Source organism: Micromonospora sp. NBC_01405, from assembly GCF_045040155.1.
Taxonomy (GTDB): Bacteria; Actinomycetota; Actinomycetes; order Mycobacteriales; family Micromonosporaceae; genus Micromonospora.
This window is the reverse complement of sequence record NZ_CP109532.1, coordinates 4330429-4346307: the sequence shown is the minus strand read 5'-3', so window position 1 is coordinate 4346307 and position 15879 is coordinate 4330429. Positions and strand designations below refer to the sequence as shown.

Below are 15879 nucleotides of genomic sequence, written 5' to 3'. Positions count from 1 at the left end.
CGCCGTTCTCCCTTTTCGAGGTGAGGCGCGGCCGGTGCCGGCCGCGCGTCCCGACCGAACGGCCGAAGGACCGCCAGATCAGGACGGGATACACGGTCCACACCCGTGGATGCAGGATGCTTGCAACCGGCTTGCAGCTCGTCCACTGCGGACCGTCATACTCGCCGGTGGGGAGGTGGCGGTGGAGTTCCGGGTGTTGGGCACGGTCGAGGTGTGGGCGCACAGCGTCCAGGTCGACCTCGGTGGGCGCCAGCCTCGCCTCGTTCTCGCGACGCTGCTGCTGGAGCCGGACCGGGTGGTGGCGGTGGATCGGCTGATCGACCTGGTCTGGGGTCCGGCGCCGCCGCGCAGCGCCCGGGGCACCGTGCAGGCGCTGGTCTCCCGGCTGCGCACCGCGTTGCGGCAGGCGGGGGTGCCGGTGGAACTGATCGGCCGTGCGCCCGGCTACCTGCTCCGGGTCGACCCGCTGGCGGTCGACGCGCACCGGTTCACCGACCTGGTCGCGCGGGCGCGGGCGGCCGGCGACGACGACGCCGTGGCCCTGTTCGACCAGGCGCTGGCGCTGTGGCGGGGGGAGCCGCTCGCCGACGTGGCCGACGAGGAGGTGCGGCACCGGCTCTGCGCCGGCCTGCGCGAGGCCCGCTGGACGGCGGTCGAGGAGCGGGCCGACGTGCTGCTGCGGCGGGGGCGTTCCCGGCAGGTCGCCGACGAGTTGACCGACGCGGTGGCCCGGCAACCCGGACGCCAGCGGCTGGTCGGTCAGCTCATGCTGGCCCTGTACCGGGAGGGCGGCGCCGACCGGGCGCTGGCCACCTACCGGCAGGTACGCGATCGGCTCGCCGACGAACTCGGCCTCGACCCGGCCCCGGCGCTGCGCCGCCTTGAGGAGCGGATCCTGCGCGCCGACCCGACGCTGGGGCCGCCCGCCGACGTCGCCGGACCGGGCGGCGACGACCGCTCCGCGCTCGTCCGCCCCGCCGGGCTGCCGCACAGCAGCACGACCCTCACCGGACGGGACGCCGAGCTGGAACGGCTCGACGCCGGGTTGGCGGAGCCGGCCGGCCGTACCCGGATCTGGGTGATCAGCGGCACCGCCGGGGTGGGCAAGACCGCCCTGGCGCTGCACTGGGCCCACCGGGTCCGCGCGGAGTTCCCGGACGGGCAGCTCCACCTCGACCTGCGTGGCTTCGACGCCGACCGGGAGCCGATGCCGGTGGAGACGGCGCTGACCCACCTGCTGACCGCGCTCGGGGTCGACCCGAGGGCGGTGCCGGACGGGTTGGACGGCCGAACGGCGCTGCTCCGCTCGCTACTGGCCGGTCGGGACGTGCTGCTGGTGCTGGACAACGCCCGCCACGCCGACCAGGTGCTGCCGCTCATCCCGTCCCGCGGCACCGTGCTCGTCACCAGCCGGCACCGCCTCGGTGACCTCGTGGTCCGCGCCGACGCCCGGCTGCTCCCGTTGGACGTACTCACCCCGGTGGCGTCGGTACGTCTCCTGGCGACGCTGCTGGGTGCGGCGGCCGTGCGGGCCGACCCGGCGGCGGCAGCGAAGCTGGCTCGGCTCTGCGGCCACCTGCCACTGGCCCTGCGCATCGCCGCGGCCAACGTGCAGTCGGCCGGCAGGGCGGACGTCGCCGGCCTGGTCCGCGAGCTGGCCGACGGGGACCGGCTGGCCGGGTTGACCGTCGACGGCGCCGAGGAGGGGGCGGTGACGAAGGCGTTCGCCCTGTCGTACCGGGTGTTGTCCGGGCCGCAGCGGGAACTGTTCCGCCGCCTCGGCCTGGTGCCCGGTGCGAGCATCACCGCCGGCCCGGCCGGCGCGGTCGCCGGCGTGCCGGTGCCCACCGCGACCCGGCGACTGCGGGCCCTGGCGGCGGCGCACCTGCTGGAGCGACACCCCGGCGAGCGCTACCGCTTCCACGACCTGCTGCGCCGGTACGCCGTGGACCGGCTCACCGCGGAGGACGACGAGGCGGCCCGCGGGGTGGCCCGGAGGCGGCTGTTCGACCACTACCTGGACACGGCCGACGCGGCGGGCCGCCGGGTCATTCCGCATTTCGTGCGGCTGCCGCGGCCGGTGGCAGCGGACCCCTTCCCCGACACCGACGCCGCCCTGGCCTGGTTGGATGCCGAGTGGGCGAACCTTACGGCGGCGGTCGAAGAGGCCGCCCGGTGCGGTCCCCGCCGGTACGCCTGGCATCTCACCGACGCGCTGCGCGCCTACTTCCACCAGCGGGGTCGGCGGGAGGAGTGGCTGAACGCGGCGACGGTGGCGCTGGCCGCCGCCCAGACCGACGGTGACGCCCGCGCCCAGGCCGCGATGCACCAGAGCATCGCGCTCGTGCAGGTCAACAGCGGCCGGTACGAGGAGGCCCGCGAGCACCTGCTCGAAGGGCTGCGGTGCAGCGACGCGGACAGCTGGCAGGAGGGACGGGCCGGGATCCTGAACAACCTCAGCGCGGTGCACCAGCGGCTCGGCGACCCGCACGCGGCGATCGACTGCGCCCGCCTGTCGTTGGCGCTCAACCGCCGGTCGGGCAATGACGGCGGGGAGGCCATGTCCCTGGCCAACCTCGGGTTCTCGCATTGGCAGCTCGGCGCATTCGCGGAGGCGGACGCCCACTTCCGGGCCGCACTGGAGCGCGGGGAGCGGGCCGGGGCGCACTACAACGTGGCCGTGCTCCTGGTCGACCTGGCCAACGTGCGCCGGGACCGGGGCGACCCGGACGGCGCGGATGATCTCTACGCCCGCGCGCTCGCCGCCAATCGGGAGCTCGGCTACCGGTACGGTGAGGCGACCGCCCTGGCCGGCCGTGCGGTGCTCTGGAGCGACACGGATCGCGCCGAGCTGGCCCGTGCCGACGCCGAGCGGGCGGTGACGCTGACCCGGGAGATCGGCGACACGGGCACCGAGGCGTGGGCTGCCGACGCGCTGGGGCGGGTGCTGCTGGCGCTGGGACACCCGGGCGAGGCGGCCGAGCAGCACCGCCGGTCCCTCGAACTTGCCCGGCGTACCCGATTCTGCTGGTGCGAGGCGACGGCCCTGACCGGCCTCGCCGCCGCCGAGCTGGCCGGGGGCGACCCGGAGGCCGCCGGGCGACACGGGCGGGCGGCGTTGGGTCTGGCCACCCGCTCGGGCTACCGGCCGCTTGAGATTCGGGCGTCCTATCTCCTCGCCCGGCTCGCGGAGCGGTCCGCGGACACGGCCGAGGCAGCGCGGCTGGACGGCCAGGCGACGCGGCTGGCCCGGGAGACCGCCCCGGCCTGCTGATCGTGGCGGACAAGGGATACGTCTCCGCCGAGTTGGACCGGTGGCTGGCCGAGCGTGGCGTGCGGTTACTACGACCGTCGTACCGCAACCGCGTCCCACGCCGCGACGAGCACCTACTCAAACCGGTCCGCCAACTCATCGAGTCGGTCAACGACACGTTGAAGGGCCAACTCGACCTCGAACTCCACGGCGGCCGCAGCATCGAAGGAGTCACCGCCCGAGTCGCCCAACGACTCCTCGCCATGACCGCCGCAATCTGGCACAACCGCGCCACCGGCCAACCCGTCACCAGGTCCCTGATCGCCTACGACCACTAACCCGACTTTGGACTTACTCGTCTAGGCCCAGCCGTCACCGGCACAGGTGATCAAAGGGTGTAAATGTCGCCGGAGCGCGGAAAACCGGACTGCTTGACGGAGTCGATAGCGGAAGTCACGTCAGCGGCGAGGAGCACGATTGCCAAAGACTCTCTTGCTCTGGACACGGACGAATTCTCCCCACACAAACACCCCAGGTCTTCACCTGGCGCACCCTCAACCGCGTCGGCCGAGACCCGCATCCGCCCCGCCGCCCGCGCCGCGCTGACCGCCGTGCTCCGCGCCGGCCCCACCTCGGCCGACGTGGCCCGCTTCGCCGCCATCGTGGGACTGACCCGGCAATAACTCAACAGCCGCAGGCCTCGTCCCCGACGGGCGCGGTCAAGCCGTCCGCCGGCCGTCGGAGCAGGCCGTCCGGGGTCAGCACCGGGAAGCCCTCTCGGACCCAGTACTCGTACCCGCCGATCATTTCCTTGACCGGAAAGCCCAGTTGGGCCAACTCCAGGGCGGCCCGGGTGGCACCGTTGCACCCCGGGCCCCAGCAGTAGGTGACGACCCGGCGTCCGGCGGGGATGAGCGCCGAAGCGCGGCCGGCGATGTCGGCGGTGGGCAGGTGCAGCGCGCCGGGCAGGTGTCCCTGAAGCCAGGCCCTCTCGTTCCTGCTGTCCACCACCAGCATGTCGGCCCCGGACTCCAGGTCGGCGTGCACGTCGCTGACGTCGGTCTCGACGGAGAGCCGGGCGGCGAAGTGGGCGGTGGCGATCGCGGGCGGGGCGGCCGGCACGGAAAAGGCTCTCGACATGCCCAGCAGCCTGCCGGCCGGCGGGGGCCGCCGACAGTGGCGCTGATGCCATGCTTCGCTAAGATCCCGCCATGACCGTGCCGCCCGAGGTTCGACGAACGGTCTCGGTGCTGGCCTATCCCGGCATGTCGGTGTTCGAAACCGGCATCGTCACTGAGGTGTTCGGGCTGCCTCGGCCCGAGCTCGACCGACCCTGGTACGACCTCACCGTCTGCGCCGAGCAACCCGGGCCGGTGCCGCTCCTCGGCGGGGCCAGTCTCGAGACCCCGTTCGGGCTGGACACGTTCGCCGCTGCCGAAACTGTGATCGTGCCCGGGGTGCCTGACGTCACTGTGGACCCGTCACCGGATCTCGTCGCCGCGCTGCGGCTGGCCCACCGGCGGGGCGCCCGGCTGATGTCCATCTGTTCGGGCGCCTTCGCCCTGGCCGGCGCGGGCCTGCTCGACGGCCGTCGGGCGACCACCCATTGGCGGTACGCCGACGAGTTGCGCCGCCGCCACCCGGCCGTGCGGGTCGACGCCGACGTGCTCTACGTCGACCTCGGGGACGTGCTCACCAGCGCGGGCAGCGCCGCAGGGCTCGACCTCTGCGTGCATGTCGTTCGGCGGGACCACGGGAGCACGGTCGCGAACGCCGTCGCCCGCAGGCTGGTCACCGCGCCGCACCGGGACGGCGGGCAGGCCCAGTTCATCGAGGCGCCGGTGGGCCCGATCGCCCAGGACGATGACGGGGTGGCCCGCAGCATGGACTGGGCGCTGGGACACCTGGCGCAGCCGATCACCGTCGAGACGCTGGCCGCCCGGGCTCGGATGTCCTCCCGGTCGTACCTGCGACATTTCGCTCGGGCGACCGGCAGCAGCCCGATCCGCTGGCTGACAGTCCAGCGGGTCCGGGCCAGCCTCGCCCCGCTCGAGACCTCGGACTGGCCGGTCGAGCGGATCGCGAGCCTGGTCGGCTTCGACTCACCAGTCACCTTCCGCTACCACTTCGGCCGGATCATGCGTACCTCGCCGGCGGCCTACCGGCGGACCTTCCGCACGACCCCCATGTGAGGCGGGTTTCGGTCCCCGCGCACACCGGCAATAGACAACTGCACCGAACGACCGTCGGCCAGGGCGACCCGGTCACGCACCTTCACGCACTGGCCGTTGCCGCCTCTGGGTAGGGCCCCTCGATGTCACCTGCTGCGGAAGGTGTTTCCTGGCCCAGCCGCTTCATCAGCTCCTGTCGCAGGGGCCACGACTGGTCGCCGATGGACTGAGCCAGGCAGGCCAGGCCGAAGGCCAGGGGCCAAGACGCCGAGCGTCTGATCTCTTCGGGCAGCATGGTCAGCGGTTTTCTCGGGTTCCATCTGGTCATCGGCGCCAGGTCAACCGCCATTACCTCGGAGACGTAGGGGCGCTCGACGAGCCGGATCGCCCGATCGAGCACCTGGTCGCTGGTGAGTTGAAGAAGGGTGACCGCGCAGAACTCTGGCATGGCACCTCGACTGATCCACCGGCCGTGCCCCACAATCATACTGATTTCAACTTCGTCCGAGCTGATGTGGCATTCCTCCCGCAACTCCCGCTCGGCACCGCGGAGGGCGATGTCTCCGATCGTCAGCCCTGTTCCATCCTGCGGTACGTCGCGGGGTTCGAGAGCGCCAGAGCCGGACGGGGCGATGAGCCCGGGGCTTCCCACATTGTCCTTGGCCTGGGCCACCAGGATCAGTTGACCGTCCGTGGTGAAGGCCAGGGACGAGACGCCGACCGTGTTCGCGAGTCGACTGCGCCGGAAGGTCATCAGTTGCCCGCGCCGATCGAGGACGAGTTCCCTCCCCCGGAGAAGCGGCAACTTCCGCCCTGTTTCCCACACATCAAATGGGGCCAGCAGGTTGCTGCAGAAGAAGTCGAAATAGCGGCCGGGCCTGAGCTTGACGACCACGTCCTCATCGCCGGAAGGCAGATCAGAGGCCAGGCCGAGTATGTCGCCGTTGTACATGGCAGCAACCCGGGCCCGACGCGCAAGGAAGTCGAACGACCAGATCTTGAGCTCGCGAGGCAGGCGGTACGGTGAGCTTTCAAGCTCGGCTCGAACAGGCTGGCTTCGAAGCCGCGCGCACTCTTTCGTCATTACCACGCCGACGTCGTGTGCGCTTTCTATGACGGGCCCCAAGGTTCCCAGTTGACTTGACAGATCGCGATAGTTGTCGCCGTCCCGCGACTGGAACCGCACCAGCCGGGCCCGGCGGCGATTGGCTCGGATTTCCAGTAGGGACACGAGGCAGCCAACAGCTGCTGCTAGGACACTGACTGCTGTGGGAGGGTTGTCCAGAGCCGTGGCGGCCCCGAAAGAGGTCAGCGCAATTCCCGCAGTGGTGACTCGATAGCGCCACAGACTTCTACGCCAGATGCTCATCGTTGTCACGGCTTTCCTCGCAGTTCCCAGCATCCGCGCCCTCCCCAGTGCGACCTGACGTTGCCAGCCGCATTGTAGCTACGCTGCGACAGCACCTTTGGGGCCGACCGTTCGACTTAGGGAGCGTGGCTTGCATTTGTCGTAATTAATAGTGACTTAGAAGAGCCGGCTGAAGTACCTTGCACTCTCAACGCCCGGAAGGCGCTGATGGTGACGTGGGAGCGAGGCAGCAGGCAGGAAGCCCCGAACGGAGGTCTCGGCCGACCGGCGGGCACCCCTCCCCGGGTGGACCGGAGGCAGATCGCCCCGGGCGCCTGGCCGCCGGGTTCAGGCCGTCCTTCGTGGAGTCGGACGCCACTCCGGATCGGGCGAAGCTCGACCTTCAGGACCAGTCGACCGGCAGCCGGCAACTGCTGACACTGGGCCTGCACGCTGCCGCGATGCCGCGTACCGGGGCCACGGTGCTGATTGACGAGATCGACGCCAGCCTGCACCCGATCCTGACCGCCACCCACCCCCCGATAGCGGCCCTTGTCGAGCAGGTACGGCACGCATGCGTCGGCGCGCATCCGAGAACCAACCTGGCGGCGTGACCGGACATACGGCCAGCAGGCGACACTCACCCGATCGGGCGACGTGACGGCACGGTCGACCGCGACCGGTGACCGGAAGGACGAAGGCGGAAAGGAGCACCAATGGGCGTTCCGGTGCATCTCTCAGAATGCATTCATTTTGCTCGAATAAATTAGGTATCCGGCCATTGTCGCAACTATCTCGGCTTTCCGCAGAAAGCGGTCGTCGACGAGACGTCGAACATCGCCGCGACCTCCCTACGGGCCGGCGGGTCGACGCCCGGAACGCTGCTTCACCACTGTGATCCGGGGGGCCGGCCAGGTATCCCATTCACGACATGTCACAGCATTCACGACGCCGCACGTCTCGACAACAGAACGATTCCCTGCTGAATATGGCCACGAATGTGGCCAGCCTCATACTCCTAGATTTAGATCAAGCTGTCTGAATGCCCCTCAGGAGGAATGATGTCCGCTCCAGCCGACCCGGCGCATTTAGCGCCCGTCCAACCCGCCGGCCCTGAACGGCCGGCGCCACCGCCGGCCGTCGGCGAGCCGAGCCACGCAAGCCCGCCCGACCGGCCGCGCACCAGATTCCGTGGCGACATCGAGGGAATCCGCGCGGTCGCCGTGGTGATGGTGATGCTGTTCCACGCCGGCGTGCCGGCGATCTCCGGCGGCTTCGCCGGCGTCGACGTCTTCTTCGTCATCTCGGGCTACCTCATCACCACCCAACTGCTGTCCGAACAGAACCGGACCGGCGGGGTCGCGCTGATCGACTTCTACGCCCGCCGGGCCAAGAGACTGCTGCCGGCGGTCAACGTGGTGCTGCTGACGGCAGCGGTGTTCGTGTTCCTGATGGTGCCTCGTGGCCGGTGGGGTCAGATCGGCGGCGACATCGTCGCCGCGGTGGCCTACCTGCTGAACTGGCGGCTGGCCGAGCGCTTCACGCACCCCGACCCGACGATGCCGCCGTCCCCCGTCCAGCATTTCTGGTCGCTTGCCGTCGAAGAGCAGTACTACCTGATCTGGCCGTTGCTCATCCTGCTGGCGGTGGCGCTGGCCAAGGTGTCCGGCGCCCGGCTGAAGCCGGTGTTGGCGACGGCGCTGGGCCTGCTGGCCGCCGGCTCGCTGGCCTGGTCGGTAACCACCACCGTCGGTGCGCAGTCCCCGGCGTTCTTCCAGACCACCAGCCGGATCTGGGAGTTGGCCGTCGGCGCTGGCGTCGCCATGTCGGTCGGGGCCTGGGCCCGGCTGCCCAAGCCGGTCGCTGTCGTGCTGGGCTGGGCCGGGTTGGCAGCGGTGCTGGTGACGTGCCTGTTCTTCACCCCGATGATGGACTTCCCCGGCTACACTGCCGCCCTGCCGGTACTAGGCACCGCGGCGGTCATCGCGGCCGGCTGCGCCGCGGCCCGGGGCGGGGTGGAGACTCTGCTCGGGATCGCGCCACTGCGCTGGATCGGCTCGCTGTCGTACTCGCTGTACCTGTGGCACTGGCCGATGCTCGCGATCGCGGCCACGTACTGGGGACCGCTGTCGACGTCCACCGGACTGCTGGTGATCGCACTGTCGATCGCCCCGGCCTGGTTGACCTTCCACTTCGTCGAGAACCCCATCAGGTACTCCCGGCGGGTCTCGCAGTCGCCACGGCTCGCCCTGGGCATCGGGGCCGGCTTCTCCGCGCTGGGCGCGCTGGCCGGCGTCGCGCTGCTGCTGGCGAGCTGACCGGATCCGGTGCCGGCCGCGTGAGCGGTCGGCACCGGACCGACGGCCGCGACGTCAGAGCACCGGCGCGCCCGCAGCGACACGGGGCACACCCGCCACCACCGGCAGCGGACAGAACGGTCAGCCCGAAACGGACCAGAGGGATCAACGGGTCAAGGCCGGAAAGTAACACCACCCAGGACGTCTAACTCCTTGCCCGGTCGCTCGTTGGTGAGACGAATGCCGCTCGGCAGCCTTCCGAGCGGCCCCGGCCGTGGAGGTTGTCATGACATATCCCTTTGATGCGGAGCTGGCACCGTGGGCCCCGATGCTGCCCATCCTCGACCTTCGCGACCCGGCCGCCGCCCGCGAAGTCGGGCGGGCCATCGCGGCCCAGCTTCCCCAGCCCGACCTGACCGGCCTTACCGTGCTGGACCGTACGGTGCCCGGCCCGGACGGCGCCCCCGCCGTCCCGGTGCGGATCTACACCCCGCAGCCGGCAGCGACGCCGGCGCCGGCCGTCCTGCACCTGCACGGCGGCGGCTTCGTGCTCGGCGACCTGGCGCTCGAACACGCCGACGCCGCCGCGTTCGCCACCGGCATCGGGGCCGTGGTGATCGCCGTCGACTACCGCCTCGCGCCCGAGGAGCCCTTCCCGGCAGCCCTGGAGGACTGCTACGCGGTGCTGTGCTGGCTGGCCGGCAACACCGACGAACTCGGCGTGGACCCCACCCGCCTGGGCCTCTACGGCCGCAGCTCCGGTGGCGGGATCGCCGCCGGCCTCACCCTGCTGACCCGCGACCGCGGCGGCCCACGGCTGGCCATGCAGTACCTCGACGTCCCGGTGCTCGACGACCAGCTCGACAGCGTGTCCATGCGCGCCTACGTCGACACCCCGATCTGGAATCGCCCCAGCGCCGAGCTGGGCTGGGCCTACTACCTCGGGGACGACGTCAAGCCCGGCGACCCGAGCGTGTCGCCGTACGCCGCCCCGGCCCGCGCGGAGGATCTTGCCGGGCTGCCGCCAGCGTTCATATCGAGCTGCCAGTTCGATCCGGTTCGCGACGAGGGAATGCACTATGCCCAGCGGCTGGCCCAGGCCGGCGTGCCGACCGAGGCGCACCTGTACCCGGCCACCTTCCACGGCTCCGCGCTGGTGACCGAGGCGGCTGTGTCGCGGCGGATGCAGCAGGACGCGGTGGCCGCCTTCCGCCGGATGCTCTGACCACCCGGCGGCGTGCTCCCGTGGGCCCCGCGGGAGCGCGCCGCCGCCAGGCGGTGAGACGAGTTGAGCAGGGCGGGAAAGTCAGCGGACGGTGACGATGACCGACTCGGCCTCGCCGACGCCGCCGCAGATGGCGACCAGGCCCCTCCCCCCACCCCGCCGGCGCAGCTCGTTGATCATCGTCATCACCAACCGGCCGCCCGTCGCGCCCGTGGGGTGACCGACCGCGACAGCGCCACCGTTGACGTTCGTCCGCTCGCGCAGCCGCAGCGCCCCGCCCCGGTCCCCGTCCGCCAGAGCAAGCGTCGTGACCAGGGGCACCGCCGCGAACGCCTCGTTGACCTCGATCAGGTCGATGTCGTCGAGGGTCAGGCCGGCCTTAGCCAGTGCCCGCTGGGCCGCCCGCGCGGGCATCGACGCCAGGCGCTGCGGATCGCCCGAGACCTGGGTGCACGCGCCGATGGTGGCCAGGCCGGTGGTGCCGCGCCGAGTCGCCTCCGCCGTACTGGCCAGCACCAGGGCCACCGCGCCGGTACTCATGTTGGGCGCGTTGCCCGCCGTCACCGTGGCGCTGTCGTAGACCGTCGGCAGCGCGGCCAGTCGCTGTGCTGTGGTGTCGGGCCGCGGCGCCTCGTCGGCGGCCAGCCGTACCGGGCGGCCGGTCCGGTCCGGCACGTCCACCGGCACGATCTCGTCGGCGAAGCAGCCGCGGGCCAGGGCGTCCGCGTACCGTTGCTGGCTGCGCAGCGCCCAGTCGTCCTGTTCGGCGCGGTCCACCCCGTACTCGGTGGCCTCGGCGCCGGCCTGCACGGCCCGGGGTACCCCCGTGTGCGGGCAGGCGACGACGAGTTGGTCGGTGAGCACGATGTCGCCGATCCGGTTTCCGAAGCGGGCCGCGTGCACGAAGTACGGCACCCGGCTCAGGTTCTCCACGCCGCCGGCGACGCTCAGCGCGGTGTCGTTGAGCCGCAGTCCCCGGCTGGTCAGCGTGATCGCCGCGAGCGACGAGCAGCAGGCCCGGTCGACGGTGTACGCGACCTTCTCCTCGGGGATCCCGGCCCGTAGCAGCACCTGCCGGGCCACCGAGCGCTCGGAGCCGGGGAAGTTCACCCCGAACGCCAACTCGTCGACGTCCGCGCCGGTCAGCCCGGCGCGGTGCAGCACGGCGCCCACCGGGATCACGCCGAGGTCGGGCAGGGGCAGGTCACGAAGGGCACCGCCGAAGCGGCCGAACGGGGTACGGGCCGTGGCGAGAACGACAACGTCGTCGGTCATGGGGAGTTCCTCTCGAAGACGTCGGCGGTCCACGCCGCCCTGCGGTACGGGGTCAGCGCCTGGGTGCGTAGCTGCGCGATGCGCCGCCCGTACCAGGCCACGCCGCCCTCTTCGGTGAACGCCATCGCGCCGTACGCCTGGAAGGTGTGGTACGTGGCGGTACGGGCCGCGCGGGCGGCGGAAAGGACGGCGGCGCGGGCGGCGCGGGCGGCGTCCGCGCCGCCGTCCGCCAGCCGGGACGCGGCCCGGCTGGTCAGGGCCCGCGCGGCGGCCAGTTCGATGTCGGCCTCGGCGAGCGGGAAGGCCACGCCCTGGAAGTCGCCCAGCGGCCGGCGGAACTGGTGGCGGCCGGCCACGTACTCGGCGGCGTCCCGCACCAGCCGGGCACCGGCTCCGACGAGTTGCGCGGCGAGCGCCAGGTCACCCAGGGCGAGCGCGCCGCACTCGTCGGGGACGCGCCGGCGGGGTGCCAGCGGCACCTCGGCCCACAGTTCACCGGTGAGCATCGGTGTCGGCACCGCCTCGCCGACCGGCTCACACTCCCAGAGGCCGTCGTCGGTGAGCGCGAAGAACACGGTGGCGCGGTGTCCCCAGGGCAGCGGGCCGCCGGTACCCACGGTGGCGATGCCGTCCGCCGGCGGTTCGGCGGCGGCGCGGGTCGCCAGGACGGTTTCCCAGAGCGGGCCGGGGCAGCCGAGGCCGCCCAACTCCTCCATGACGGCGGCGATCTCGCCGGCCACCTCGGTGCCCTCGGCTGCGAGGCCGAGGAACCCGATGTCGGCGAGGTCCTGCCAGGTCTGCTCGGGAAACCCGTCGCCGGGCAGGTGACGCCAACCTTCCTCATGGCGCCGGCACAGCGTGCGCACCGCCTCCGCGAACTCGCGCGGCTGCTGGCCGTAGTCCACCTCAAGCGTCACGGGTGACCTCCCGTAGGGCACGTTTGTCCACCTTCATCGCCGGGGTCACCGGCAGCTCGTCGAGCACGTGGAACCGGCGGGGCACCTTGTACCCGGCCAGTTCGGCGCGGCAGTGCTCACGCAGCCCGTCGGGATCCACGCCGCCGCCGGGGTGTGGCACGACGGCGGCCTCCACCCGTTCGCCCCACAGCGGGTCGTCCACGCCGAACACCGCAGCCTGGTGCACCTGCGGATGCCGGGCGATCACGTTCTCCACCTCGATCGGGAAGACGTTCTCGCCCCCTGAGATGATCATGTCTTTGGCGCGGCCGGCCAGGTGGAGGAAGCCGTCCTCGTCGAGCCGGCCGAGGTCACCGGAGCGGATCGCACCGTCGACCGCCGCGGCCCGGCTCTGTTCCGGCCGCGCCCAGTACCCGGACATCTGCCACGGCGCGCGGACCAGGACCTCACCGACGCTGCCCCGGGGCACGTCGTGGCCGGCGTCGTCGACGATGCGGATCGACGCGCCCGGCACCGGGCGGCCCAGCCCCCGGTCGACGCCGTCCTCCTGTTCCCAGGAGCGAAGCCGGGCCACCGCGCCGAACTCGGTCGCGCCGTATCCGGTGATCAGGTGGGCCCGCGGAAACGCGGCGCGCAGCCGACCGGGGAAGGCCGGCACGCTGGCGGTGGAGCCGAACAGCACCCGGCGGATCGAGGCACCGTGCTCCGCGCCGAAGCCGGGGTGCTCCAGCAGCCGCAACAGTGCGGTGGGCGCGCCGAACAGCCGGGTGGGCCGGCCGGTGGCGAGCGCGTCGAGGACAGCGGCCTCGTCGAAGCGCGGCAGCAGCCAGGCGGTGCCGCCCGCGAACAGGGTCGAGAACACGATCGTGGCGACCGCGATGTGGAAGAACGGGGAGAAGTACAGCTCCACGTCGGTGCGCCGGATGTCCATCTGCGCCTGGCAGGACGCGGCGTACTGGTACAGCGCCGAGTGGGTCCAGGTGGCGCCCTTGGGTTCGCCGGTGGTGCCGCCGGTGCCGATGATCATCGCGGCCGTTTCGTCGCGGAACGCGGGCGACGACGAGGCGGGCGTCACGACGGTCAGCGACATCCGGTCGGTCAACGACCCGGGAGCGCCGGCCGAGGGCAGCGTGGCCAGGCCACAGCCCAGCCGGGCCGCCAGCTCGGTGTCGGGTTCGACGGCCAGCAACTGGGCCGGGCGGAGCGGGGCCAGGAAGGCGTACGCCTCGGGCGGGGCGAGTCGGATGTTCAGCGGCACCGCGACCGCCCCGGCGGCCATCACCCCGAACAACGCGGCCAGGTGCGGGGCCCCGGGCGTCAGCGCGGTGACCACCCGGTCGCCGGGGACGACGCCGAGGGCACGCAGCGCGGCGGCGTGCTCCTCGATCGCGGTCCACAGCTCCGCGTAGGTGTACTCGCCGACCGGGTCGATCAGCGCCGGCGCGTTCGGCGCGTGCCGCGCGTGGTCGACGAGCACGTCCAGGTACCCGGTCATCGACGTCCTCCCAGCCCGAGCGCCTCGCGGGCCAGCACGCCCAGCATGATTTCCGAGGTGCCGCCGGCGATGGTCTCCATGAAGGTCTCGTGCCACAGGAAACTCGGCGTGCCGGTGCGGGCGGCCCCGGCATCGCCGACGTCGAACGGCAGCCGCGCGATGCGTTGCAGGGTCCTGCTGCCCAGCAGCTTCGCCCGCGCCGCCTGCGCGGCGCCGTCGTGGCCTGCCTCCATGGCCGCGAGGGTGCTCATGGCCGTAACCTCCACCTCGGCCACGTCGAGCGCGATGTCGGCGATGTCGGCGCGGGTCCGGGCATCGGCCGACCAGCCCCGCTCGGCCGACCAGCGCAGCAGATCCTCGAAGTCGCGCCGGACCCGCCCGGGCAGCACCATCAGATGCCGCTCGACGGCCAGCGCGGCCCGGATCAGCCGCCACGCCTCGCCTTCGGCGCCGATCCGGTTCTCCTGCGGCACGTACACGTCGTCGAGGCTCACCTCGTTGAGCCGGTGCCCGTCGATGGTGTCGATCGGCCGGATCTGCACCCCGGGCGCGGTGAGGTCGAGCATCAGCAGGGTGTGACCGCTTTCCGGGGTGCGGCACAGCAGCCACAGGTAGTCGGAGTTGTGCGCGTCGGAGGTCCACCGCTTCTCGCCGGTGACCCGGTACCCGTCGCCGTCGGGTACCGCCCGGGTGCGCACCCCGGCCAGGTCCGATCCGGCTTCCGGCTCCGAGTATCCCAACGCGAAGCTGATCTCGCCGAGGCCGATGCCGGGCAGGAAGCGGGCCCGTTGCTCGTCCGTGCCGTGCCCGATGATGGTCTTCGCGACGATCCCGGCGGCCAGGTCGGGGCGTACCGCGCGGGCGTAGGCCAGCTCGTCCCAGACGATGAACTCGGTGGAGGGCCGCGCGCCCTGCCCGCCCCACTCACGCGGCCAGGCCAGCCGTAGCCAGCCGCGCCGGCCGAGCTCGCGGTACAGCTCGCGGCTGGCGCCGCCACGGCCGTGGAAGTACTGCATCGGGTCGCGCCTGTGCGCGTGTTCGGCCAGGAAGACCCGCACCTCGTCGCGTAGGCGTTCCTGATCGGCGGTGAAGGCCCACCTCATGCCGGCACCTCGACATCCCACTGTGGGGGGCGCTTCTGCACGAAGGCGCGCGCGCCCTCGATGAAGTCGGGGTGGGTCCACTGCCGGCGGGCCAGTTCCCAGCCGTACTCCAGGGCCTCCTGGTGTGGCCGCTCGGCGGCACCCCAGATGGCCTGCTTCGAGCGCGACACGGCACTCGGGGAGTTGGCGGCGATGGCCGCGGCCAGCTCCCGCGCGGCGTCCATCAGGCCGGCCGCCGGCACCAGTTCGTCGACCAGACCAAGCTGGTACGCGCGGGTCGCGTCGAGCCGGAAGCCCCTGCCCGCCAGCGTCATCCGCAGCACCGTGCCCAGCGGCAGGCGGCGGGCCAGTCCGATGTTCTCCACCGCACCGACCTGCCCGACGCTGACATGGGTGTCCATGAACTGGGCGTGCTCGGCGGCCACGACGACGTCGGCGTCCGCGACGAAGTGCAGCCCACCTCCGGCGGCCAACCCGTTCACGGCGCAGATGACGGGCTTCCACACCTGGTTCTGCAACGGTGACCAGACGATGTCCTCGGCCACCGTGCCGTGCCCGGACGAGGTCGTGCCGGCGTCGGCAACCTCGCGGACGTCGGCGCCGGTGCAGAAGTGCCGGTCCCCGGTGCCGGTGACGATCACCACCCGCACCGACGGGTCGTCGCGTACCTTCGCCCACAACTCGCGCAGCCGGGGCCGCATCCGCCGGGACAGCGCGTTGCCCACCTCCGGGCGGTTGAGCCGGATGGTGGCGATGCCGTCGCGCTCGTCGTACTCGATGTCCTCGTTCGTCATG

At 72.0% G+C, this 15879-nt stretch carries 13 protein-coding genes; 6 read left to right on the top strand and 7 right to left on the bottom strand.

Going from position 1 to position 15879, the window contains the following annotated elements:
• The first annotated feature begins 181 nt into the window (after nt 1–181).
• Together OG559_RS19010 and OG559_RS19005 are read left to right on the top strand one after the other, a co-directional pair.
• A complete protein-coding gene (locus OG559_RS19010; protein WP_405105542.1) occupies nt 182–3274 on the top strand; it encodes an AfsR/SARP family transcriptional regulator in 3093 nt (1030 codons plus the stop codon).
• Between the two features lie 2 nt (nt 3275–3276).
• A complete protein-coding gene (locus tag OG559_RS19005) occupies nt 3277–3591 on the top strand; it encodes a transposase (protein WP_405105540.1) in 315 nt (104 codons plus the stop codon).
• Between the two features lie 346 nt (nt 3592–3937).
• Here OG559_RS19005 and OG559_RS19000 read toward each other — a convergent pair whose 3' ends face one another.
• Nucleotides 3938–4393, bottom strand: coding sequence for a rhodanese-like domain-containing protein (locus tag OG559_RS19000; RefSeq protein WP_405105538.1), 456 nt, complete (start codon nt 4391–4393; stop codon nt 3938–3940).
• Between the two features lie 71 nt (nt 4394–4464).
• On the opposite strand from OG559_RS19000, the gene OG559_RS18995 reads away from it, so the two are divergent.
• Nucleotides 4465–5445: a helix-turn-helix domain-containing protein gene (locus OG559_RS18995; RefSeq protein WP_405105536.1), complete on the top strand. Its 981-nt coding sequence runs from the start codon at nt 4465–4467 to the stop codon at nt 5443–5445.
• Between the two features lie 82 nt (nt 5446–5527).
• On the opposite strand, the gene OG559_RS18990 is transcribed toward OG559_RS18995, so the two are convergent.
• A complete protein-coding gene (locus tag OG559_RS18990) occupies nt 5528–6655 on the bottom strand; it encodes a hypothetical protein (RefSeq protein ID WP_405105534.1) in 1128 nt (375 codons plus the stop codon).
• A gap of 479 nt (nt 6656–7134) precedes the next feature.
• Here OG559_RS18990 and OG559_RS18985 point away from each other — a divergent pair, with 479 nt between their 5' ends.
• From OG559_RS18985 to OG559_RS18975, 3 genes are all read left to right on the top strand, one after another.
• Nucleotides 7135–7386 (top strand): AAA family ATPase, encoded by a 252-nt coding sequence (locus tag OG559_RS18985; RefSeq protein WP_405105532.1) that lies wholly within the window; start codon nt 7135–7137, stop codon nt 7384–7386.
• Between the two features lie 444 nt (nt 7387–7830).
• Nucleotides 7831–9090, top strand: a complete 1260-nt coding sequence (locus tag OG559_RS18980) for an acyltransferase family protein (RefSeq protein WP_405105530.1) — start codon at nt 7831–7833, stop codon at nt 9088–9090.
• A gap of 265 nt (nt 9091–9355) precedes the next feature.
• On the top strand, nt 9356–10294 hold the full coding sequence (locus OG559_RS18975; RefSeq protein ID WP_405105528.1) for an alpha/beta hydrolase: 939 nt from the start codon (nt 9356–9358) through the stop codon (nt 10292–10294).
• Between the two features lie 81 nt (nt 10295–10375).
• On the opposite strand, the gene OG559_RS18970 is transcribed toward OG559_RS18975, so the two are convergent.
• Genes OG559_RS18970 through OG559_RS18950 form a run of 5 tightly spaced genes read right to left on the bottom strand, consistent with a single transcriptional unit; the run spans nt 10376 to nt 15878 of the window.
• Entirely contained in the window at nt 10376–11569 is a 1194-nt protein-coding gene (locus OG559_RS18970) for a thiolase family protein (RefSeq protein ID WP_405105526.1), read from the bottom strand.
• A complete protein-coding gene (locus OG559_RS18965) occupies nt 11566–12486 on the bottom strand; it encodes an acyl-CoA dehydrogenase family protein (protein WP_405105524.1) in 921 nt (306 codons plus the stop codon). Before OG559_RS18965 ends, OG559_RS18970 begins: the two co-directional genes overlap by 4 nt.
• Nucleotides 12476–13981, bottom strand: a complete 1506-nt coding sequence (locus tag OG559_RS18960) for a class I adenylate-forming enzyme family protein (RefSeq protein ID WP_405105522.1) — start codon at nt 13979–13981, stop codon at nt 12476–12478. Before OG559_RS18960 ends, OG559_RS18965 begins: the two co-directional genes overlap by 11 nt.
• Nucleotides 13978–15084, bottom strand: a complete 1107-nt coding sequence (locus OG559_RS18955; RefSeq protein ID WP_405105520.1) for an acyl-CoA dehydrogenase family protein — start codon at nt 15082–15084, stop codon at nt 13978–13980. The genes OG559_RS18960 and OG559_RS18955 overlap by 4 nt, the downstream gene beginning before the upstream one ends.
• Nucleotides 15081–15878 (bottom strand): enoyl-CoA hydratase/isomerase family protein, encoded by a 798-nt coding sequence (locus OG559_RS18950; RefSeq protein WP_396671370.1) that lies wholly within the window; start codon nt 15876–15878, stop codon nt 15081–15083. The genes OG559_RS18955 and OG559_RS18950 overlap by 4 nt, the downstream gene beginning before the upstream one ends.
• Between the last annotated feature and the right edge of the window lies 1 nt (nt 15879).

Excerpts from the sequence above, each read along its gene's own strand:
- OG559_RS19000 (WP_405105538.1), bottom strand. The coding sequence starts at position 4,393 with ATGTCGAGAGCCTTTTCCGTGCCGGCCGCCCCGCCCGCGATCGCCACC.
- OG559_RS18995 (WP_405105536.1), top strand. The coding sequence starts at position 4,465 with ATGACCGTGCCGCCCGAGGTTCGACGAACGGTCTCGGTGCTGGCCTAT.
- OG559_RS18980 (WP_405105530.1), top strand. The coding sequence starts at position 7,831 with ATGATGTCCGCTCCAGCCGACCCGGCGCATTTAGCGCCCGTCCAACCC.
- OG559_RS18975 (WP_405105528.1), top strand. The coding sequence starts at position 9,356 with ATGACATATCCCTTTGATGCGGAGCTGGCACCGTGGGCCCCGATGCTG.
- OG559_RS18970 (WP_405105526.1), bottom strand. The coding sequence starts at position 11,569 with ATGACCGACGACGTTGTCGTTCTCGCCACGGCCCGTACCCCGTTCGGC.
- OG559_RS18960 (WP_405105522.1), bottom strand. The coding sequence starts at position 13,981 with ATGACCGGGTACCTGGACGTGCTCGTCGACCACGCGCGGCACGCGCCG.
- OG559_RS18955 (WP_405105520.1), bottom strand. The coding sequence starts at position 15,084 with ATGAGGTGGGCCTTCACCGCCGATCAGGAACGCCTACGCGACGAGGTG.
- OG559_RS18950 (WP_396671370.1), bottom strand. The coding sequence starts at position 15,878 with ATGACGAACGAGGACATCGAGTACGACGAGCGCGACGGCATCGCCACC.